Annotated in this window: 16 protein-coding genes; 5 read left to right on the top strand and 11 right to left on the bottom strand. The window is 70.4% G+C overall.

The features are described from left to right. Positions 1-30 precede the first annotated feature (30 nt). Positions 31-1089, top strand: coding sequence for a tRNA epoxyqueuosine(34) reductase QueG (gene queG / locus K3A85_RS15615; RefSeq protein ID WP_225207463.1), 1059 nt, complete (start codon positions 31-33; stop codon positions 1087-1089). Here the strand turns inward: queG and K3A85_RS15610 are convergent. The 5 genes from K3A85_RS15610 to K3A85_RS15590 form a co-directional block, all read right to left on the bottom strand. After that, positions 1070-2299: an NAD(P)/FAD-dependent oxidoreductase gene (locus K3A85_RS15610; protein WP_225207462.1), complete on the bottom strand. Its 1230-nt coding sequence runs from the start codon at positions 2297-2299 to the stop codon at positions 1070-1072. The two genes, queG and K3A85_RS15610, sit on opposite strands and share 20 nt — an antisense overlap. 92 nt (positions 2300-2391) lie before the next feature. After that, a complete protein-coding gene (locus K3A85_RS15605) occupies positions 2392-7110 on the bottom strand; it encodes an NAD-glutamate dehydrogenase domain-containing protein (RefSeq protein ID WP_225207461.1) in 4719 nt (1572 codons plus the stop codon). Positions 7111-7366: 256 nt separating this feature from the next. Next, positions 7367-8359: an LLM class flavin-dependent oxidoreductase gene (locus K3A85_RS15600; protein ID WP_225207460.1), complete on the bottom strand. Its 993-nt coding sequence runs from the start codon at positions 8357-8359 to the stop codon at positions 7367-7369. Then, entirely contained in the window at positions 8356-9273 is a 918-nt protein-coding gene (locus K3A85_RS15595; RefSeq protein ID WP_225207459.1) for a tetratricopeptide repeat protein, read from the bottom strand. Before K3A85_RS15595 ends, K3A85_RS15600 begins: the two co-directional genes overlap by 4 nt. A gap of 17 nt (positions 9274-9290) precedes the next feature. After that, the gene (locus K3A85_RS15590) at positions 9291-10058 is read right to left on the bottom strand and encodes an alpha/beta fold hydrolase (protein WP_225207458.1); all 768 of its coding nucleotides are present in this window, start codon (positions 10056-10058) and stop codon (positions 9291-9293) included. On the opposite strand from K3A85_RS15590, the gene K3A85_RS15585 reads away from it, so the two are divergent. Further along, positions 10057-11403 (top strand): ArnT family glycosyltransferase, encoded by a 1347-nt coding sequence (locus K3A85_RS15585; protein WP_225207457.1) that lies wholly within the window; start codon positions 10057-10059, stop codon positions 11401-11403. The two genes, K3A85_RS15590 and K3A85_RS15585, sit on opposite strands and share 2 nt — an antisense overlap. Before the next feature lie 74 nt (positions 11404-11477). Next, complete coding sequence (locus K3A85_RS15580) at positions 11478-12329, top strand: energy transducer TonB (RefSeq protein ID WP_225207456.1); 852 nt, start codon at positions 11478-11480, stop codon at positions 12327-12329. Between the two features lie 21 nt (positions 12330-12350). Here the strand turns inward: K3A85_RS15580 and K3A85_RS15575 are convergent, their stop codons facing one another. Continuing rightward, positions 12351-12821, bottom strand: a complete 471-nt coding sequence (locus tag K3A85_RS15575) for a GNAT family N-acetyltransferase (protein ID WP_225207455.1) — start codon at positions 12819-12821, stop codon at positions 12351-12353. Positions 12822-12868: 47 nt separating this feature from the next. Here K3A85_RS15575 and K3A85_RS15570 point away from each other — a divergent pair, with 47 nt between their 5' ends. Next, entirely contained in the window at positions 12869-13816 is a 948-nt protein-coding gene (locus K3A85_RS15570; protein WP_225207454.1) for an isoaspartyl peptidase/L-asparaginase family protein, read from the top strand. Positions 13817-13883: 67 nt separating this feature from the next. Here K3A85_RS15570 and K3A85_RS15565 read toward each other — a convergent pair whose 3' ends face one another. Further along, complete coding sequence (locus tag K3A85_RS15565) at positions 13884-14963, bottom strand: BON domain-containing protein (protein ID WP_225207453.1); 1080 nt, start codon at positions 14961-14963, stop codon at positions 13884-13886. 191 nt (positions 14964-15154) lie between these two features. Between K3A85_RS15565 and K3A85_RS15560 the strand changes: the two genes are divergently transcribed. Next, positions 15155-17584: a ligase-associated DNA damage response DEXH box helicase gene (locus K3A85_RS15560; protein WP_225207452.1), complete on the top strand. Its 2430-nt coding sequence runs from the start codon at positions 15155-15157 to the stop codon at positions 17582-17584. 184 nt (positions 17585-17768) lie between these two features. On the opposite strand, the gene K3A85_RS15555 is transcribed toward K3A85_RS15560, so the two are convergent. The 4 genes from K3A85_RS15555 to K3A85_RS15540 form a co-directional block, all read right to left on the bottom strand. Further along, positions 17769-18200: an ExbD/TolR family protein gene (locus K3A85_RS15555; RefSeq protein ID WP_225207451.1), complete on the bottom strand. Its 432-nt coding sequence runs from the start codon at positions 18198-18200 to the stop codon at positions 17769-17771. 69 nt (positions 18201-18269) lie between these two features. Then, entirely contained in the window at positions 18270-18797 is a 528-nt protein-coding gene (locus K3A85_RS15550) for an ExbD/TolR family protein (RefSeq protein WP_225207450.1), read from the bottom strand. A 129-nt stretch (positions 18798-18926) separates the two neighbouring features. After that, on the bottom strand, positions 18927-19685 hold the full coding sequence (locus K3A85_RS15545) for a MotA/TolQ/ExbB proton channel family protein (RefSeq protein WP_225207449.1): 759 nt from the start codon (positions 19683-19685) through the stop codon (positions 18927-18929). A gap of 86 nt (positions 19686-19771) precedes the next feature. Then, on the bottom strand, positions 19772-20407 hold the full coding sequence (locus K3A85_RS15540) for an energy transducer TonB (protein ID WP_225207448.1): 636 nt from the start codon (positions 20405-20407) through the stop codon (positions 19772-19774). Between the last annotated feature and the right edge of the window lie 236 nt (positions 20408-20643).

Here is a 20643-nt window from a genome sequence, read left to right as displayed (position 1 = left end):
CCTAGTCGATGAACGAGCGGGACAGCAAGTTTGGTTAACGGCGATGCAGGACTTGCCCGAAGGATCAGGGCGCAGGCCGCGGCGCTGGGCTTTGCCGCCTGCGGCATTGCGCCCGCCGCCGACGACCCGTTGCGGGGCGAACGGCTCGAACAATGGCTGGGCGAAGGCGCGCACGGCACGATGGAGTGGATGGAAACGCGCCTGCACCACCGCCGCGGGCCGCAATCGCTCTGGCCCGAAGCAAAAAGCGTGATCGCGCTGGGCATGAGCTATGCTCCGGCGCACGATCCGCTGGCGCTGGCGGACGTGCCCGACCGGGGCCGCATCTCGGTCTATGCGCAAGGCGCGGACTATCACGACGTGGTCAAGCGCGCGCTCAAGGCGCTGGCGCGCTGGCTGGTGGCCGATCAGCCGGGGGCCGAGGTCAAGGTCTTCGTCGATACCGCGCCGGTGATGGAAAAGCCGCTGGGCGAGGCCGCCGGGCTCGGCTGGCAGGGCAAGCACACCAACATGGTCAGCCGCACCCATGGCTCCTGGCTGTTCCTGGGCGCGGTGTTCACCACGCTCGACCTGCCGTTCGACACCCCCCACGCCGACCGCTGCGGATCGTGCCGCGCCTGCCAGGACGCCTGCCCCACGCAGGCCTTCCCCGCGCCCTACCGCCTCGATGCGCGGCGCTGCGTTTCCTACCTGACGATCGAGCACAAGGGCCCGGTGCCCGAAACCTTACGCGCCGGGCTCGGCAACCGCATCTACGGCTGCGACGATTGCCTCGCGGTCTGCCCGTGGAACTCGTTCGCCAGGGCAGCGCAGGCCAACCGCGCCTACCTTCCCCGCGCCGAACTCGTCGCGCCGCGCCTTGCCGACCTGCTGGCACTCGACGATGCGACCTTCCGCCGCGTCTTCGCCGGCTCCCCGATCAAGCGGATCGGCCGCGACCGGATGGTGCGCAACTGCCTCTATGCCGCCGGCAACAGTGGCGATGCGGCGCTGGTCGCCCCCGTCTCCGCGCTGCTGGACGATCCCGACCCGGTGGTGGCCGAAGCCGCGCGCTGGGCGCTCGCCCGGCTTAGCCCACCAGTTCCTTGAGCGGCACGGTCGCGTCGGCGAGCCTTTCGGGCGCGATCGCGGCGCGGGTTTCGACCAGCTTCTTGCCCTGCACATAGTCCTTGACCATGTTCACGCAGTCGAGCGCGATGACCTTGCCGCCCTTGAGGTAGATCACCGAGAACGACCGCGTCGCCGGATCGCCGCGCAGCACCGTGGCGTCGTGGCCGGTCGAAAGCCCCACGGTCTGCAGCTTGAGGTCGTACTGGTTCGACCAGAACCACGGGGTCGCCTTGTAGGGCACCGGATTGCCGCAGATCGCCTTGGCCGCGGTCGTCCCCTGGTCGTTGGCGTTCTGCACCGATTCGAGGCGGATCACCGCGCCATCGGCGAAATCGTTGGCGTGCGCGGCGCAATCGCCGATCGCGTAGACGTCGGGCAGCGAGGTGCGGCAGTATTCGTCGACGTCGACGCCATTGCCGCCCGCCGCGCCCGCGCTCAGCAGCGGGCCGACCGAGGGGATGATGCCGATGCCGACGATCACGATCTCGGCCGGAAGGACGCTGCCATCGGCGAGCTTCACGCCGGTGACCCTGGCGCCATCGCCCTCGATGCAATCGACCGCGACCTCGGTGCGCAGGTCGACGCCGTGGGCGCGGTGTTCGTCCTGGTAGAAGGTCGACAGCGCCTCGCCCGCGACGCGCGCCAGCACGCGCGGCAGCGCTTCGAGCAGGGTCACGTGGACGCCGAACTTGGTCAGCACCGCCGCCGCTTCGAGCCCGATGTAGCCGCCGCCGATCACCACCGCGGTCTTCGCGCCGCCGTCGAGCTGCGCCATCAGCGTGTCGACATCGGCGCGGGTGCGCACGGCGTGGACGCCGGCAAGGTCGGCGCCCGCGCACGACAGGCGGCGCGGATCGCCGCCCGCCGCCCAGATCAGCGAGCCGTATTCGACGCGCGATCCATCGGCGAGGGTGAGGACCTTGGCCAGGGCGTCAACCTTGGTCACCTCGCGGCCCAGGCTCATGGTGACCTGCTTGTCCTCCCAGAACTGCGCCGGGCGGATCAGGATGCGGTCGAAGGTCTTGTCGCGGGCGAGGTATTCCTTGGACAGCGGCGGGCGTTCATAGGGCAGCTCGGGTTCGCGCCCCAGCACCAGGATCGATCCTTCGAACCCGTTCTGCCGCAAGGCGATCGCCGCCTGCGCCCCGCCATGCCCGGCCCCGACAATGACAACGTCCGCCTTATCCATGCCACGATCCTTCCACGTTTCGTGGCGGAATTGGCAGAAAAGACGGACGCGTCAACTGATAGCGGCCAACAAGGCCCGCACCGCCGCCGGGTTCAGCGCATCAGCAGCGTCCGCGCCTGGCTGGCGATCTGCGCCAGCATGGCGGGAGCCGGCACCGGATTGGCCTGCGCCCGGGCGATCAGCGCGCGGAACTGGCGCACCGGCACTTCGTGCGCGGCGAACCAGCGGGCGACACCGCCATCGGGATCGCCGCCGCCGTTGCGGGCAAGGAAATCCAGTCGCATCTGCTGGAAATCGCGGGCGAGGCCCGAGACCAGCAGCCGCTCCCAGGTATCCGACGGGTTAGACCGGCTCGCCGCCTGCTGCGCCCAGTCGAGCCCCAGCCCCGCGCCGAGGTCGGCGAAGGCGCCGGTCAGCCGCGCCGCGTCGACGTCGAGCTCGCCCGCAAGGTGGGCAAGGCCGATCGCGCCGTCGAGATCGAACAGGTGGGCCACGCGGTCGACGATCGCCGCGGGCACGCCTTGCGCGGTAAGGTCCTGGCGCATCCGCGCCGCCTGCGCCTGCGCTTCGCCGCGCAGCAGCTCGGCCGCGGTGTGCGAGAGCAGGCCGACCCCGCCCGCCAGATCCTCGATCAGCGCATCGGGCGAAAGCGTGCCGCGGCCGGCGCGGAGCACGTCGGCGATGTGGCCGCGAAGCGCGCGCGCCACGCGTTCGAACATGGCGATGCGCTGGTCCTCGGCCATCGCCGTCTCGTCGAGCAGCGCCCAGGTCTGGTCGAGGTCGAGCAGGCGCTCGGCGGCGACGAAGGCGGCGGCGACTTGCGCCAGCGTGCAGCCTTCCTCCTCCATCAGCTCGAACGGATGGACCGGGCCCATGCGGTTGACGATGCGGTTGGCGAGCTTGGTCGCGATGATCTCGCGGCGCAGGCGGTGGTGGACGATCTCGGTCTCGAAGCGCTCCTGCATCTGCGGCGGGAACGCCGCGAGCAGTTCGACTTCCATCACCGGATCGTCGACCACGGAGCTGTCCTCCAGCGCGCGCTGCAGCACCAGCTTGGCGCTCGAAAGCAGCACGGCGAGTTCGGGGCGGGCAAGGCCCAGCCCGGCTCCGGCGCGGCGGGCATAGTCCTCGGCGCTGGCGAGGCCTTCGGTCTTGCGGTCGAGATCGCCGCCTTCCTCGAGCACATCGATCACCCGCGCCTGCGCCGGGGCGGCCCCGGCGCCGCCACGCTCGGCGATCGACAGCGCGAGCGCCTGAAGCCGGTTGTCCTCGAGCACCAGGTGCGCGACCGCATCGGTCATCTCGGCGAGCAGCGCGACGCGCGCCGGTTCGTCGAGCCGGCCGGCGCGCTTGGCCGCGGCGAGCGCGATCTTGATGTTGACCTCGTTGTCCGAGCAATCGACCCCGGCCGAATTGTCGATGAAGTCGGTGTTGATGCGGCCCCGGTGGAGCGCGAATTCGATCCGCGCGGCCTGCGTCGTGCCGAGGTTGGCGCCTTCGCCGATGACCTTCGCGCGCACTTCGCTGGCGGCGACGCGGACCGAGTCGTTGGCGGGATCGCCGACCTCGACGTTGTTCTGGTGGCTGGCCCGGACATAGGTGCCGATGCCGCCGAACCACAGCAGGTCGACCGGGCTCTGCAGGATCAGCGAGATCAGCGTGTCGGGGTCGATCTCCTCGACCGTGACGCCGAGCAGCGCCCGGACCTGGGGCGACAAGGGAATCGCCTTCATCGTGCGCGGGAACACGCCGCCGCCTTCGGAGATAAGGCTCTTGTCGTAATCGTCCCAGCTCGAGCGCGGCAGCGCGAACATGCGCGCGCGTTCGGCCCAGCTTGCCGCCGGATCGGGATCGGGATCGAGGAACACGTGGCGGTGGTCGAAGGCGGCGACCAGCTTGATCGACCGGCTGAGCAGCATGCCGTTGCCGAACACGTCGCCCGACATGTCGCCGCAGCCCGCGACGCGCACCGGCTCGGACTGGACGTCGACGCCCATTTCCAGGAAGTGACGCCGCACCGAGAGCCACGCGCCCTTGGCGGTGATGCCCATCGCCTTGTGGTCATAGCCCTTCGAGCCGCCGCTGGCGAAGGCATCGTCGAGCCAGAAGTCGCGTTCCGCGGCGATGGCGTTGGCGACGTCGGAGAAGGTCGCGGTGCCCTTGTCGGCGGCGACCACGAAATAGGGGTCCTCGCCATCGCGCACGACCACGCCGGCGGGATGGACGACGGCGTTCTCGACGATGTTGTCGGTGATCGACAGCAGCGTGCGGATGAACACCTGGTAGCTCGCCTTGCCTTCGGCGAGCCAGCCTTCGCGGTCGGCGACCGGATCGGGCAGCTGCTTGGGATAGAAGCCCCCCTTCGCGCCGGTGGGCACGATCACGGCGTTCTTCACGCGCTGCGCCTTCATCAGGCCGAGGATCTCGGTGCGGAAGTCGTCGCGCCGGTCGGACCAGCGCAGGCCGCCGCGCGCGACGGGCCCGGCGCGCAGGTGGATGCCTTCGACCCGCGGCGAATAGACGAAGATCTCCCGCCACGGCACCGGCCGGGGCAGGCCCGGGACGAGCGCCGAATCGATCTTGAAGGCGAGCGCCTCTTCGGCGGCGGGCGCGAAGGCGTTGGTGCGCAGCACCGCTTCGACCACGGCGCGGAAGGCGCGCAGCAGGCGGTCGTCGTTGATCGCGGCGACCTGGGCCAGCCCCGCGCGGATCGCCTCGGCCGCATCGTCTGCCGCCGCCGCGCGGTCGCCCGCGAAGGCGGGATCGTGGCGCGCGGCGAACAGCGCGACGAGGCCGCGGGTGACCGAGCCTGCATGGCGCAGTGCATCGACCACGGTCTGGATGGTGAAGGTCAGGCCCGTCTGGCGCAGGTAGCGGAACCAGGCGCGCAGCCAGTTGGCCTCGCGCGCGCTGATCCCCACCGCGACGATCAGGCGGTTGAACGGATCGTCCTCGGCCTGGCCATTGAGCACCGCGGCGAGCGAAGCCTCGATCGCGCTCGCCCGCGCGAGCAGGTCGTCGGGGCTGCTGCCCGCAGGCGTGCCGACGAGGAAATCGTGGATGAATCCCATCCGCCCCTTGTCGAGCGCGGTCGGCAGCTCCTCGAGCACGCGGAAGCCGAAGTTCTCGAGCACCGGCACCGCGTCGGACAGGACGATCGCGCCCTCGCGCTGGTAGAGCTTGAGCCGCAGGCCCTCTTCGCCGGGAAGGCGGTGGAGCCGCACCGCGCGGCGCGGCGCGCTGGCGCCGCTGAGCCCGCGCAGCACGCGGATGTCGCCCGCCGCCTCGGCCGGCCCTTGCGCCGAGCGGTAGCCGACCGGAAAGGCCTCGGCATAGCGCGCGGCGAGCGCGGCGGCGCGCGCCGGGTCCTCGGTGCGGGCAAGCTCGGCCTCGACCGCGCCGGCCCAGCCGCGCACCATCGCCTGGAGCGCGGCGTCGAGCGCGACTTCCTCGGGCAGGTCCTGCCCGTCGCGGATGTCGAGCACGAAGCGCATCATGGCGAGCGTGCTGCCTTCGACCTGAAGGCTCCAGTCGAGCACCTGCGCGCCGGTCTCGGCCTCGAGCATCGCCTTGACCTGCAGCCGCACCTCGGTCGACTGGACGTCGCGCGGGAGCCAGACGAAGGCGAAGAGATGGCGGGCGAGCGGGGCGCGGACCAGCGCGAGGCGCGGGCGCGGCCGGTCGACCAGGCTCATCATCGTGGTGGCGATGCGTTCGAGGTCGGCGTCGTCGAAGCCGATCAGCAGGTCGTGCGGCAGCGCGGTCAGCGCGTGGACCAGCGCCTTTCCGGCATGGCCCTGCGCCGAGAAGCCGAACTTGTCCATCAGGTCGGCGAGCTGGGTGCGCATCCGCGGGATGCGGTCGGGCGCGGCGGCGAGCGCGGCGCTGGTCCAGACCCCGGCATGGACCGAGATGGCGACGACCTGGCCCTGGTCGATCACCGGCACGATGAACAGGTCGAGCGGCACCCGGCGGTGGACCTGGGCGATGCGGTTGGCCTTGACCACCAGCGGCGCGCGGCCGATCCCGTTGACCTTTGCGCCTAGCTCGACCGCGTGGTCGAACCAGGCGAAGGCGCGCGCGTAGGAGGCATCGGCGAGCAGCGGCTGCTCGCTTGCCCGGCAGATGCCGAGCTTGTCGTCCTCGCTACCGTCGCGGCGGCGCGTGACGTGGCCCAGCTGGGTGAGCATGCCGTCGGCGAGCCAGCGCAGCAGCGCGGCGCCTTCGGGATCGGCGAGGCGGCGGGCGTCCTCGTGCATCGCGGCCTGGAGCCGCGGCCAGTCGGCGACCGCGGCGTGGACGTCGGCGAGCGTCGCGGCGAGCGCGGAGGTCAGCTCGCGCCGGGCCTTGGCGTCGGCGCGCTCGGTCTCGAGGTAAATCACCGATTCTCGGATCTCGCCGGGCGCCTCGCCTTCGGGCAGGTCGACGAGGTGGCCCTCGGCGTCGCGCCGCACCGCCACCACCGGGTGCGCCAGCCGGTCGATCGGCAGGCCGTGCGCGGTGATCGTCGCGGTGATCGAATCGACCAGGAACGGCATGTCGTCGTTGACCACCGCGATGCGCAGGTAGCGCGCGCTGGTTTCGCTGCCGCCGACGCTTTCGATCGCCATCGACGGCTCGCTGCCGCGCCGGCGATGCGCCGCGATCATCGCGAAGCGCGCCGCTTCGGCCAGCCGCTCGCTGTCGAAATCGGCCTTCTCGGCAGGGAGCAGCGAGGCGGCGAGGCGCTGCGCGAGCGTCAGCGAAAGCGCCGCGGACGGATCGCCGCCTGCAGGGGTGGCGGCGTTCTGGTCGATCGAATTCGTGGCCATGGCGTTCTTCCCGCTGGACCGGCGCGATCCCACGTCGCGTCGTTATAATTTTATATCATTGCACTTTTGCAATCGTACGCCTGATATTCCGCTCGTTGCGCAAGTTCAAGAGACCCCGCGCCACGGCGAGCGTGGCATGGCGGTCTTAACAGCGCAACGGCATGACCGTTCCGGGTCAATGCCTATGCAGCGCTGGGCCGCCAGCGCGCGCGGGAGGGAGCGGGAGCGCGGGAGGGAGCGGGCGCCGCGGCGGGGGTCAGGCGACGACGAGGCCCGAGACCGCTTCCATCGTCAGTTCGAGCGAGCGGCGGCGCAGCGCCGGATCGAAGGTCGAGCCCGAGACGATCAGCTCGTCGGCCCCGGTGCGCTGCTGGAACGCCTCGAGCCGTTCGCGCACCGTCGCCGGGCTCCCGATCGCCGAAACTTGGCGCATGTGCGCGAGCATCGCCTCGGCCTGGGGCGGCAGCGTGTCGCGGAAGTCGGGCACCGGCGGCGGCAGCTTGCCCGGATTGCCGCTGCGCAGGCGCACGAAGCTCTGGTCCATCGACGAGGCGAGCAGCACCGCTTCGGCGTCGGTGGGCGCGGCGATCACGTTGATCGCGGCGATGCAGTAGGGCTCGGGCAGCGCCGCCGAGGGCGTGAAGCGTTCGCGATAGAGCTTGAGCGCGGCGTCGAGATGGTCCGGCGCGAAGTGCGAGGCGAAGGCATAGGGCAGCCCCAGCATCGCCGCGAGCTGCGCGCCGTAGAGGCTGGAGCCCAGGATCCACAGCTGCGGCGCGGCGCCGAGGCCCGGCGTCGCCTGGAGATGGAGCCGCTTGTCGCCGGCGAACTGCAGCTGGAGCTCGAACACGTCGTCGCCGAAATGCTCGGCGGCGCGGTTGACGTCCTTGCGCAGCGCCTGGACGATGCGCTGGTCGGCGCCCGGCGCGCGGCCGAGCCCGAGGTCGATGCGGCCGGGGAACAGCGCATCGAGCGTGCCGAACTGCTCGGCGATGACCAGCGGGTTGTGGTTGGGCAGCATGATGCCGCCCGCGCCGATGCGGATGGTCGTGGTCGCCTGCCCGATATGCGCCAGCGTGACCGCGACCGCGGCGCTGGCGATGCCCTCCATGCCGTGATGTTCGGCCACCCAGTAGCGGTGGTAGCCGCAGGCCTCGGCGGTCCGCGCGAGCGCGGCGGCGTCGGCGAGCGCCTGGGCGACGGTGCCGCCCTCGACCACGGGGACCAGATCGAGGACCGAGAGCTTCATGGCGTGGCCTTCCCTTGCGTTGCGGCTGCGTTCGATGTGGGAGCGGCCCCCAGTTGTTCAAGGTAGCCCCGGGCGGTCGCCGCCTCGGCGCTCTGCGGGGCCGAGCGCACGACCGAGTCCCACGACTTGCGCGCCGCCTCGTCGCGCCCTGCGAGCACCGCGATGACTCCGGCCTCGAGCCCGATCGCGGGATCGCGCGGGTCCTTGGCGGCGGCGACCTCGATGTCGCGCTGGGCGCGATCGAGATCGCCGCCCCGGCGCGCGAGCGTTGCCGAAAGCAGCCAGCCCTCCGGGTCCTCGGGCGCAAGGCGGTGGGCCTCGTCGAGCGCGCCGCCGGCTTCGGCGATGCGCCCGCCCGCGACCAGCGCGCGGGCGCGGTCGATCTCGATGTCGCCGCGCGCGGCGTTGTCGCCGGTGTCCTTCAGGGCGAGCGCGCGGTCGAACCAGCCGGTCGCCCTGTCGGCGTGACCGGCCGCGAGCGCGGCATTGCCGGCCATGGCGAGGAGCTGGAGCGAGGATGCGGCCTGCTCGGGCGGGATCGCCGCGATCGCCGCGGCGAAGGCCGCCTCGGCGCCGGCATAGTCGCCGCTTTCGGCCAGCAGCAGCCCCAGGCACTGGTTAGCGCGGGTGCGCTCGAAATCGGTCGGCGCGCCATCGCGCCACAGCCGCGCCGAGGCGAGCCCGGCGATGAGGTCCTGCCGCCCGGTGGCGAGGCAGGCGGCAAGACGGTCGGGCATGTCCTGCTTTGTCTCCGGCGCCGCGCCGGGCGCCATCTCCTCGACCCGGCGGCGGCGCGGGATGGGCAGCGGCGAGGCCTGCTGCGGCGAGGGATTGGGCCCGACCTGGCGGGCGACCGGCGCGTCCACCGGAAACGGCGTGGCGAGCGCGGCAAGCAGGGGAAGCGGGAAAAGCATCGGCGTCCGGGTGTCCTTCATCCGCCGCCGGAAAGCGTCTCGACAAGCGCGTCGAGCGTGCGCAGCAGCAGGGCGATGTCGGCCCCGCGCGACAGGCGGTGGTCGCCATCCTTGATCAGGTGGACCTGCACATCGGCTGAACGCAGCGCCGCGGCGAGGCGCAGCGAGACCTCCCACGGCACGTCCGGGTCCGCCTGGCCGTGGAGCAGCCGCACCGGTCCGTCGAACGGGATCGGCGCTTCGAGCTGCCGCTGCGCCTCGCCATCGCGCCAGAACGCGGCGTGGGTGGGGGTGGGCTCGGGGCTGTAAGGGTTGTCCTCAAAGATCGTGCGGCCGGCGGCAAGTTCCGCCTTCTGCGCGTCGCCGAAACCCCAGTCGGTGAAATCGGGCGCGGCGGCCACGCCGACCAGCGCGGCGATCCGGTCGGGAACGGCGCGGGCGACGAGCAGCATCAGCCAGCCGCCCATCGACGAGCCGCACAGCACGGCGCGGGCAATGCCCTTCGCCGCGAGCAGGTCGACCACCTCGTCGCGCCAGCGCGACAGCGTGCCGGCGGCGAAATCGCCGTCGGACCGGCCGCAACCCGAATAATCGAGCAGCAGGCAGGCCCGCCCTTGCGCGGCGGCGTGGGCAAGCACCGCCCCGGCCTTCGACCCGGCCATGTCGGACATGTAGCCGGGCAGGAACACCAGCGCCGGCTCCGCGCCCGCGAGGAAGCGGTGGGCAAGGCGCAGGCCCTGCGGGCCTTCGTGAAACGCGAGCGGCGCGAGGGTTTCGGCGGTCATGCCCGGCAGCCTATCGGCTTTGCCCGCGCAACGCTATGTTTACGCCGAACTGCGAGACCTGCCGCCCGCGATGACCGCCGACGCCCCTCCTGCGCCCCAGCGCCTGCTGCTCCATCCGCGCTTCGTCGGTTTCGCCTTCGCGTTGCTGGTCGCGCTGCGGCTCGCTGCGATCGCCTGCGCGGTGACCCCGAGTTCGGACGCCGACTTCTACTTCTCGCGCGCGGCGAGCCTGGCGGCGGGACTGGGCTACCTTGCCAACGACGGCCATGCCACCGCCTACTGGCCGCCGGGCTGGCCGATGGCGCTGTCGCTGGCGTTCCGGGCGGGGGGCGCGACGATCTGGACGGTGGGCCTCGTCAATCTCGTCGCGGCGGCGCTGTCGGGCTGGCTGCTGCTCGACCTCGCGCGGCAGGTGACCGGTTCGGAAAGCGCCGCGCGGCTCGCGCTGCTGGGCTATGCGCTCTACCCCAACGCGGCGCTCTATGTGCCGCTCGCGCTGACCGAGGTGTTCTACACGCTGCTGCTGCTGGCGAGCTGCTGGCTGCTGGCGCGGCCGGGCGCGCTGCGGACGCTGGCCGCGGGGCTGGTGCTCGGGCTCGCCACGCTGGTCAAGGCGCAGACGCTGGTGGTGGTGCCGCTGGTGCTGGGGATCGCGCTGCTGCGCGAACGCGACGGGCTGCGGCGTCTGCCCGCGCTGGTCGGGCGCGGGCTCGTCGTGCTTGCGCTTGGCAGCGCGGTGGTGCTGCCGTGGAGCCTGCGCAACCAGCGCGAGCTGGGGCGCTTCGTCGCGGTCTCGACCAATGGCGGGATCACCCTGCTCACCGGCAACAACGCCAGCGCGCGCGGCGGCTTCACGCCCGAAGACCCGGTGGTGCGCGCGCTGGACGCGCGGCGCGACCTGACCGAGCTGACCTACGACGACGAGGCGAAGCGGCTGGCGATGGCATGGATCGGCGCGCATCCAGCGCGGTTCGCCGGCTTGATGCCACTGAAGCTCGCCAAGCTGTGGGTCACCGACGGCGAGGGCGTCTGGGCCTACGAGACCGGGGCGGCCCACTACGACGCAAGGCTGTTCCTCGCGATCCGCGCGGCCAACCAGGCGCTCTACTGGGCGGTGCTGGCGCTCGCGCTGCTGGCCGTGCCGCTGACCCTGCGGGCGCGCCGGCGCGCGGGCCTCGGCGCGATCGACTGGTGGTGCCTGCCCTATGCCATCGCCGCCTATCCGAGCGCGATCGCGCTGGTCTTTTCCGGCCAGTCGCGCTTCCACTTCCCGGCCATGCCGTTCCTGTTCATGGCGGCGGCAAGCGCGGTGGTGTTCTGGCTGGAGCGCGCGCGGCCACGCTGAGGTCCGCGCCGCGTACGCAAGCATTGACGGCCTTTTCGTCGGGCGTAAGGTGGGCCATAATGCAAGTCAGAAGTATGTCCATCATAACGGTATTCGCAGCGGCCAATCTTGCGATTCCAGTTCGCGCGGCACCGCTTGTGCTAGCGGCATCGAGCAAATGGGAGATTCAATACGCTGACGACAGCTGTCGGCTGGCGCGGATCTACGGAACCGACAAAAACAAGATCATTGTCTTGATGGATCGGTTCGCTCCTTCGGCCCAGGTGGACGTTACCCTGATTGGAAAGCCCTTCATAACGGGGTCGGACGTCCAAATACCGGTTACTTTTTCGTTTGGCCCGGACCTGCCGGCGGCCAAACGCAAGGACGTGCTCGCGGGCTTCACCGGCAAGGACCGGGTTTCCACCTTGTTCGTCGGACCGCGCGACCTGCTAAACCGCGAAGGCGACGACCTACCCCCGCAATCGCCCGATGACGAGGCGAGGATTACCCAGCTCTACTTGGCGGTGGGATCGCGGCAATTCGTGTTACAGTCGGGTTCGCTCAGGGCACCTTTGGCTGCCTTGCGCACCTGCACCGACGACCTGCTCAAGGGATGGGGGCTCGATCCGGCCGTGCAGGCCGCGCTTTCTCGCCCACCGAAGCCACAGACCGATCCGGGCCGCTGGCTGGTGTCGAACGACTACCCGCGCGGTGCGCTGAAGATGGGCGCCAGCGCGATCGTCCACTTCCGGCTGATGATCGGCCCGGACGGCAACCCGACTGGCTGCAACGTGCAGCAGGCGACCGACTCCCCGGAGTTCACCGACTTTACCTGCAAGCTGCTGATGAAGCGCGCCCATTTCGAACCCGCGCTGGATGCGGCGGGCAAACCGACGGCCAGCTATTACCGCAACTCGGTGCGCTGGCTGGCGGCGGCTTTCTGATCCACCGGATCATCCGTCGAATTAGGACCGCAGGTCCAGCGTCAGGCACTGGCTGAAGTCGTCCACCACGTAGTCGGCGAAGGCCTCGCAGTTCGCGAAGCCGTGCTTGCGGTAGAGGCCGAGCGCGGGTTCGAAGGCGGGGCCGCGGCCGGTTTCGAGGCTGACGCGGGTGTAGCCGCGGGCGCGGGCCACGCCGAGGAGGTGGCGCAGCATCGCCTTGCCCACGCCCTGGCCCAGCCATTCGGGGGCGACGCGCATCGACTTGAGTTCGCCGTGCGCGGGATCGAGCTGCTTGATCGCGCCCATGCCGGCGATGCCGTCGCCGACCCAGGCGGAATAGAACGTCACGCCCGGCGCGCGCAGGCTGGCGACGGGCAGCGCGTGGACCTTGCAGGCGGGCGAATTGGCGTGCATCCCCGAAAGGTGGAAGGCGACGAGCGCCTGGATGTCCTCGCCCGAGAGATCGTCCTCGACAATTCGCACATCGACCACGCACGGCGCTCCTGACCAGACCGGTTTCATCTGCTATCGCCTCGGCCATGACCGAGACAAGCGAAACAACAGGCGCGGGCGCGGCCCGCTGGTCCATCGCCATCCACGGCGGCGCCGGATCGATGACGCCCGAGACGATGGACGCCGCAGGCGTGGCGCTGCACGAAGCGGCGCTGTCGGCCGCGCTCGCCGCGGGCGAGGCGGTGCTGGCGGGCGGCGGCAGCGCGATCGATGCGGTGACCGCGGCGGTCGTCGTGCTCGAGGACGATCCCCTGTTCAACGCCGGCCGCGGCGCGGTGTTCACCTATCACGGCACCAACGAGCTCGACGCCGCGGTGATGGACGGAGCGACCCGCAGCGCGGGCGCGGTGGCCGGGGTGACGCACACCAAGAACCCGGTGAAGCTTGCGCGCAAGGTGATGGAAGCGGGTCCGCACGTGTTCCTTTCGGGCGCGGGCGCCGAGGAGTTTGCGCGCGAACAGGGCGTCGAGCAGTGTGACGAAGACTGGTTCGCGACCGAGGAGCGCTGGCGCCAGCTGCAGGAACTGAAGGCGCGCAAGCTCGGCTGGTTCGACGACGGCCTGAAGTACGGCACGGTGGGCGCGGTCGCGCGCGATGCGGCGGGCCACGTCGCGGCGGCGACGTCGACCGGGGGACTGACTGGCAAGCGCTGGAACCGCATCGGCGATTCGCCGGTGATCGGCGCGGGCACCTATGCCGACGATCGTGCTGGCGCGGTCAGTTGCACCGGCTCGGGCGAGCAGTTCATCCGCACCGGCGTTGCCCACGAGATCTGCGCGCGAATGCGGCTCGCCGGCGAGAGCGCGCAGGCTGCGGCGGGAGCGGTGCTCGCCGAAGTGGGCGCGATGGGGGGAGTCGGCGGCGTGATCGTGGCGACGCCTGCGGGCGAAACGGCGATGGCCTTCACCACGCCGGGCATGTTCCGCGCCCGCAGCGACAGCACCGGCGCGCGCGAGGTCGCGATCTTCGGCTGAGCGCACGCGCAAAGGGCGCGGGTATGGCCTCTGCCACCCCGCGCCCCTCGTCGACCGCGTGCCGCGATCAGTCGCGCTTTTCGGGCGTGGTCGCGCTGCTGCCGGTCGTCCCCGCGGTGGCGCCGGTACGCTTTTCGGCGGCGTCGCGATCGAGCTCGCTGCGATAGCCGAAGGCGCTGCCCTGCGACGTCGACGCCGTGCTCGCGCCGCCGCTGGCGCCGCTGCCGGTTCCCGTTCCGGTGCCTTCGACGCGCAGGTTGTTCTGCACGTGCTTCACCCCCGAGACGCGTTCGACGCATTCCTCGGCGCGGTGCTTCTCCTGGCGGTTGCCGACGGTGCCGGTGAGCGTCACTTCGCCGTTCTCGACCGCGACGCTGATGCGGCGGGCATCGACGCGCCAATCGTCGGTCAGGCGGTCGTTGGCGTCCTCGCGGATGCGCTCGTCCGAGCGGGTGTAGTCGGACGGGCCGCGCCCGCGATGGTCCTCGCGCGCATCCTGCTCGCGGCGGCGCGCGGCGTCCTCGTCGCCCCACCACGACATCACCTCGTCGGCGGCGCGATCGAGGAAGCCGCGGTGCATGTCCTCGCGCGCATAGCCTTCGCCCGGCTGATAGCTGCTGCTGCCCCCGCCCATCTGGCGCATGCCTCCCTGGCGCTGCGTTGCCTGGCGTGCGCCGTAGCCGCCCCGGCCGCCATAACCGGTCTGGTCGCGCTCGCCCGGATAGCTGGTGCGCGAGGCGCCATAGCCGCGGTCCCAGTTGGCCGCATAGGCATGGCTGCCCGAGCCGAAGTCGCCCGGACCGAAATAGTCGCCGGTCTGGCCGCCGCCGCCTTGGCTTCCGCCATAATATTCGCTGCCGAAGCCGCCCATGCGCCCGCCGCCCTGGCGCCTGCGGTTGTCCTGCTCACGCTCGCGATCGCGGTCACGATCACGGTGACCGAAGTCGCTACGGTAATCGTCGCGGTTGTCGTAGCCGTGACCGTAGCGGTTCGCGGCCGAGGCGCGTTCCTCGGCGCGCTCGTCGGCGTCCCAGCGCTGGCGCGAGCCGCCGTACTGCTGCCCGGAATAGTCGTTGCTGCGCATGTTGCGCGGGTCGCGATCGCGCTTGAGCGCTTCGTCGCGCTCCCAGTCGTAGCGGTCGGTCATGGCCTTTCTCTCCTCGTCGGGTTGGGCAGGCGCCGGCAGGCGGAACCGGCCGCCGGGTGCTCTGCTGATGCAACGGGCGGGCGCGGGGCCTGTGCCGCCGGCGCCGCGCGCCGGTCGCAGGCCGCTGCCGCCTCGTCGCAGCCCGCGCGGGACGGGTGCGGAACGCCCTCGCGTGCGTTAGGGTCGGCGTGATGGACGACGATGCGCTGCCGCAGGTGATCGAGGACTGGTTCGCAGGGCGCGGCTGGCGGGTGCGGCGACACCAGCGCGAAATGCTGGCGGCGGCGCGCGCGAACCTGCACGCGCTGCTGGTGGCGGATACCGGCGCGGGCAAGACGCTGGCGGGGTTCCTGCCGACGCTGGCCGATTTCGCGGGCGGGCAGGCGCCGGGCGAGGGGCTGCACACGCTCTACGTTTCGCCGCTAAAGGCGCTGGCGCACGACGTGCAGCGCAACCTGCTTACCCCGATCGAGGAGATGGCACTGTCGATCCGGGTCGAGACGCGCAGCGGCGACACCCCGTCCGACCGCAAGGCGCGCCAGCGCGCCCGCCCGCCGCACGTGCTGCTGACCACGCCAGAATCGCTGTCGCTGCTGCTGAGCTACCCCGAGGCGGCCGCGATGTTCGCCTCGCTCAAGCGGGTGGTGATCGACGAGGTCCACGCCTTCGCCACGGGCAAGCGCGGCGACCTGCTGGCGCTGTCGCTGGCGCGGCTGCAGGCGCTGGCCCCCGAGATGCGGCGCGCGGCGCTGTCGGCGACGGTCGCCGACCCGGAGGCGTTCCGCGCCTGGCTGGCGCCGTGGGGCGAGATCGACGCCGTCGCGCTGGTCGAGGGCGAGGCGGGGGCGCCGGCCGAGGTCGAGATCCTGGTGCCCGATGGCGAGCGCGTGCCGTGGGGCGGGCACGCCGCCGCCTGGGCGGTGCCGCAGCTCTATGCCGCGATCAAGGCCAACCGCACGACGCTGATCTTCACCAACACGCGCTTCCTCGCCGAGTACATCTTCCAGCTGCTGTGGGACGTGAACGAGGACAAGCTGCCGATCGGCATCCACCACGGCTCGCTGTCCAGGGAAGCGCGGCGCAAGGTGGAGGGGGCGATGGCGCGCGGCGAGCTGCGCGCGCTGGTCGCGACCGCGAGCCTCGACCTCGGCGTCGACTGGGGCGACATCGACATGGTGGTGCAGATGGGCGCGCCCAAGGGATCGTCGCGCCTGCTGCAGCGGATCGGGCGCGCCAACCATCGGCTCGACGCGCCGAGCCGGGCGCTGCTGGTGCCGGGCAACCGCTTCGAGTTCCTCGAGGCGCTGGCGGCCAAGGATGCGGTCGACCAGGGCCGGCGCGATGGCGAGGACTTCCGCCCCGGCGCGCTCGACGTGCTGGCGCAGCACGTGATGGCCTGCGCCTGTGCCGGGCCCTTCGAGGAGGCGGCGCTGCTGGCGGAAGTCCGCTCAAGCCATGCCTATGCCTGGGTGGACGAGGCGGCGTGGGGCCGCGTGCTCGAGTTCGTGGCGACGGGCGGCTACGCGCTGCGCGCCTACGACCGGTTCAAGCGGATCGTGCGCGGGCGCGACGGCGTATGGCGGCTGACCCACCCCGAACACGCCGCGCGGCATCGGCTCAATGCCGGGATCATCGTCGATTCCGAGATGCTGGAGGTGCGCTTCCGCAACGGGCGCGCGCTGGGCAAGGTCGAGGAGAACTTCGGCGCTTCGCTGCGGCCGGGGGACACCTTCCGTTTCGCCGGGATGGACCTCGAAGTCGAAAGCTTGCGCGATCTGGAGATCGTGGTGCGCGCGGCCAAGTCGGCGGGCCAGATCCCGAGCTACATGGGCGCGCGCCTGCCGCTGACCACCCACCTTGCCGACCGGGTGCAGGCGCTGCTGGCGGATCGGGCGGGCTGGGCGCGGCTGCCCGACGACGTGCGCGAATGGCTGGAAGTGCAGGACTGGCGCAGCCGCCTGCCCGCGCCGGGCGAGCTGCTGGTGGAAAGCTTCCCCCACGGCGGGCGCGCCTATACCGTGTACTACACGTTCGAGGGGTGGAACGCGAACCAGTCGCTGGGAATGCTGATCACCCGGCGGATGGAGGATGCGGGGCTGGGGCCGCTGGGCTTCGTCGCAAACGACTATGCGCTGGCGGTATGGGGACTGAAGCCGGTCAAGGACCCGGCGGCGATGCTGAGCCCGGCGATCCTGACCCACGAATTCGTGGAATGGGTGCAGAACTCCTATCTGCTGCGCCGCGCCTTTCGCGAGGTGGCGGTGATCGGCGGGCTGGTCGAACGCCAGCACCCCGGCAAGCGCAAGTCCGGGCGGCAGGTCACCTTCTCGACCGACCTCATCTACGACGTGCTGCGCAAGTACGAGCCGGACCACGTGCTGATCGAGGCGGCCTGGGCCGACGCGCGCACGCGGATGACCGATGTGGGGCGGCTGGCCGACCTGCTCGACCGCGCCGCGGGCCAGCTGGTCCACGTCGAGCTCGACCGGGTGACGCCGCTCGCCGTGCCGGTGCTCGTGATGATCGGGCGCGAGACGCTGCCCGCGGGCGCTGCGGACGACGAGCTTCTGGTCGAAGCCGAGAGCCTGGCGGCGGCGGCGATGCGGCCGACGCGCGATTGAGGCCGCTGCCGAGCGCGCGACCGAGCCCATGCGCCGCTTGCGAAGGAATTGACGGTGCTGCGACAGGCGAGGCCCGGCGGGCTCTTCGTGGATCTCCGGGCTGAACAGGGATCGCGCCAACGAGAAAGGGGGCGGATCGCTCCGCCCCCTCTTCGTGTCCGATCCGTTGCGGATCGTCAGCCGGTCACTTCGCGAAGGTCGCGTAGTTCTCGTTGCCGACGAAGCCGAACTTGCTCACCTTCGAATCGGTGATGATCTTGAGGACGTAGTTCGCCATCTCGTAGTTGGCGAAGGCTTCGGGCTGGAACTGCAGTTCCGGCTCGGGCTTCATCGCCTTGGTCGCCTGGAGCAGCGACACGAGGTTGCTGCTGGTGATCGGCGAGCCGTTCCAGAGAATCTGGTTGGCCTGGGTGAGGACCAGCTTGTTCTTCACCGGGTCCACCTTGACGTTGTTCTTCGGCGGCGTCGACTGCGGAAGATTCACGTTAACCGAGTGGGTGGCCACGGGGATGGTGATAATGAACATGATGAGGAGAACGAGCATGACGTCGATCAACGGCGTCGTGTTCATTTCCATCATCGGCGAGCCATCGTCCTTGCCGCCGCTCATTGCCATGGTGTGTACTCCTGTTCGCTCTCGGCTGGCGGGAAGCCTCGCGGCCTCCGCGCCAGTTCGGCAGTCGGCTTAGCCGTTCGGATCGACCGGGGTCGAGATGAAGCCGACCTTGGGATAGCCCGCGATCTGCACGTTGTAGATCGCGCCGGCGATGCACTTCCAGGGAACGTGGACGTCGCCGCGGATGTGCACTTCGGGGATCTTGTCCGGGTCCATGTTGGCCGCGCCGCCTTCACGCTTCACGATTGCGTCGAGCCGATCGAACGCCTGCTTGGCAAGCTCGGTGCTGTCCACCGGAGTCGTGTTGTTGATATAGACGCGGCATTCGCCGACCGGCGAGGAGCCCGCATAGCCCGGCTGACCGGGAACGCGGCCGGCCTCGTCGGTCGAGACCACGGCGAGCAGAAGGTTTTCCACCTTGTCCTGGGTCTCTTCGGAGGCGAGGACGGGAACCTTGAGCTTCTCGACGGTCTGGATCGCGACCGGGACCGCGATGAGGAAGATGATCAGCAGCACGAGCATCACGTCCACGAGCGGCGTGGTATTGATGTCCGACATCGGGCGTTCTTCGCCGCCGCCGCCTACAGACATTGCCATTGGTTACATCCTATCCGTTCTGAGCCGCGGGGTCCGCCGGGGGCCTGGAGGGACCGAGCCCCCGGGGAAGATCCGCGTTTCCGGAAACCGGACGCGACGGGGGAGTCCGCCGCGCCTGGGACTTTCAGCTTACTTCTTGACCGGAGCGGCCGGGGCAGCAGCGGGCTTCGCCGCGGCAACCGGAACCGACGGCTTGACCACGCCCTTCGAGGCGATGTTGGCGAGCACGTCGGTGCTGAAGCCGGTCAGCATTTCGGCAATGCGCTTGTTGCGGCTCTGCAGGTAGTTGTAGGCGAGCACCGCGGGAACCGCGACGAGCAGACCGAGCGCGGTCATGATCAGCGCTTCACCGACCGGGCCTGCGACCTTGTCGATCGAGGCCGAACCGGCGAGACCGATCGCGATCAGCGCGCGGTAGATGCCGACCACGGTACCGAACAGACCGATGAACGGCGCGGTCGCACCGACGGTCGCGAGGAACGGCAGGCCGCCGGCGAGCTTGGCGTTGATGGTCGCTTCCGAGCGGGCGAGCGAGCCGTGCAGCCAGTCGTGGGCTTCGGTGGCGTCCATCTTGGTGACCTGGTCTTCGGCGGCGATGCCGTCGTCGACGATCTGGCGCCAGGCCGAGTTCTTCTCGAGCTTGGTCGCGCCTTCCTTGATGGTGCCGGCGCGCCAGAAGGTGGCGACGTTGTTCTTGTACTGGTTCATGATCTTCGACTGCTCGAAGAACTTGGTGAACAGGATGAAGAACGAACCAAACGACATGATGCCGAGGATGATGACCGTGGCGTAGGAGATGAAACCGCCGGCCTGGAGGGCTTCGACGAAGCCGAACTTGTTCTGCGGCGCAGCATTGGTCGCGGCCGCGGCGAGCGTCTGGATAAGCATTCGGATCTTCCTCTCAAGAATTCATAGCTGCCCGAAGGCGATCAAGGGAATGGCGGGGGCCGGAGAGAAGGCCCCTGCCCAAATCGTCAGTCCTTCGGGATGACCCAGCGGACAGAGCTGCTGTACGATGCGCCGACCGGCTGACCGTTCTGCGTGCCGGGCTTGAAGCGCGCGCGGCGCATCAGGTTCTGGCAGGTGGCATCGTCAAGGTCCGGGCTGCCGCTCGAACGGACGATGGTGCAGTTGGTCGGCTTGCCCGTCGCGTCGTAGTCGAGCTTGAACCCGGTCACGCCTTCACGCTCCTCGCGCAGGGCGCGCGACGGATAGTCGTTGGTCGTGACCCACTCGCCGGGGCGACCCTTGGGGGTGCCCGGGGTCGGCGGCGGGGGAGCCGGCGGCGGGGCAGCCGGCGGCGGGGGAAGCACGACCACCGGCGGCGGTGCGGGCGGCGGCGGCGTAGCCACCGTCTCCACCTGGTTGACCACCGGCGTGTTGAAGCTGACCGGCGGCGGCGGCGCCACGATCGGCGGCGGCGGCGGCGCATCCTTCGGCGGTGGTGGCGGCGGCGGCGGCGGAGTCTTCTCCGGGTCGATCTTGACCGCCGTGGTCACCTCTTTGATCTTCTTGAACGCCGAATACGCGAGGCCAGTGACCAGCGCATAGCCGACGACGACATGAAGAAGAGCAACGACGATGAGCGCGGTGATCTTGTTACCGCTCATCTGTTGGTCAGCGTATGCCATTCAGCTCCATAACTCCTGATCTTCCACCCCGTCCCGCAACCCGCAGACGAACGGGACGGGACAAAACGGAGCCGCGGGGGGAATCACCGTTCCCTCCGATCGGCCAATCCAGCGAAATCTATCCACCCTGCCGGCAAACCCGGTCCGCCGACATCGGGCGCAAGGAGCCCGGCGGCGGCTTTATCGGGCATTTTTTATGTCTTGCCCGATTTCCG

Source organism: Novosphingobium huizhouense (assembly GCF_020179475.1).
Lineage (GTDB): Bacteria > Pseudomonadota > Alphaproteobacteria > Sphingomonadales > Sphingomonadaceae > Novosphingobium > Novosphingobium huizhouense.
Note: the sequence above shows the minus strand (reverse complement) of the source record. Positions and strands in the feature narration are given on the sequence as shown.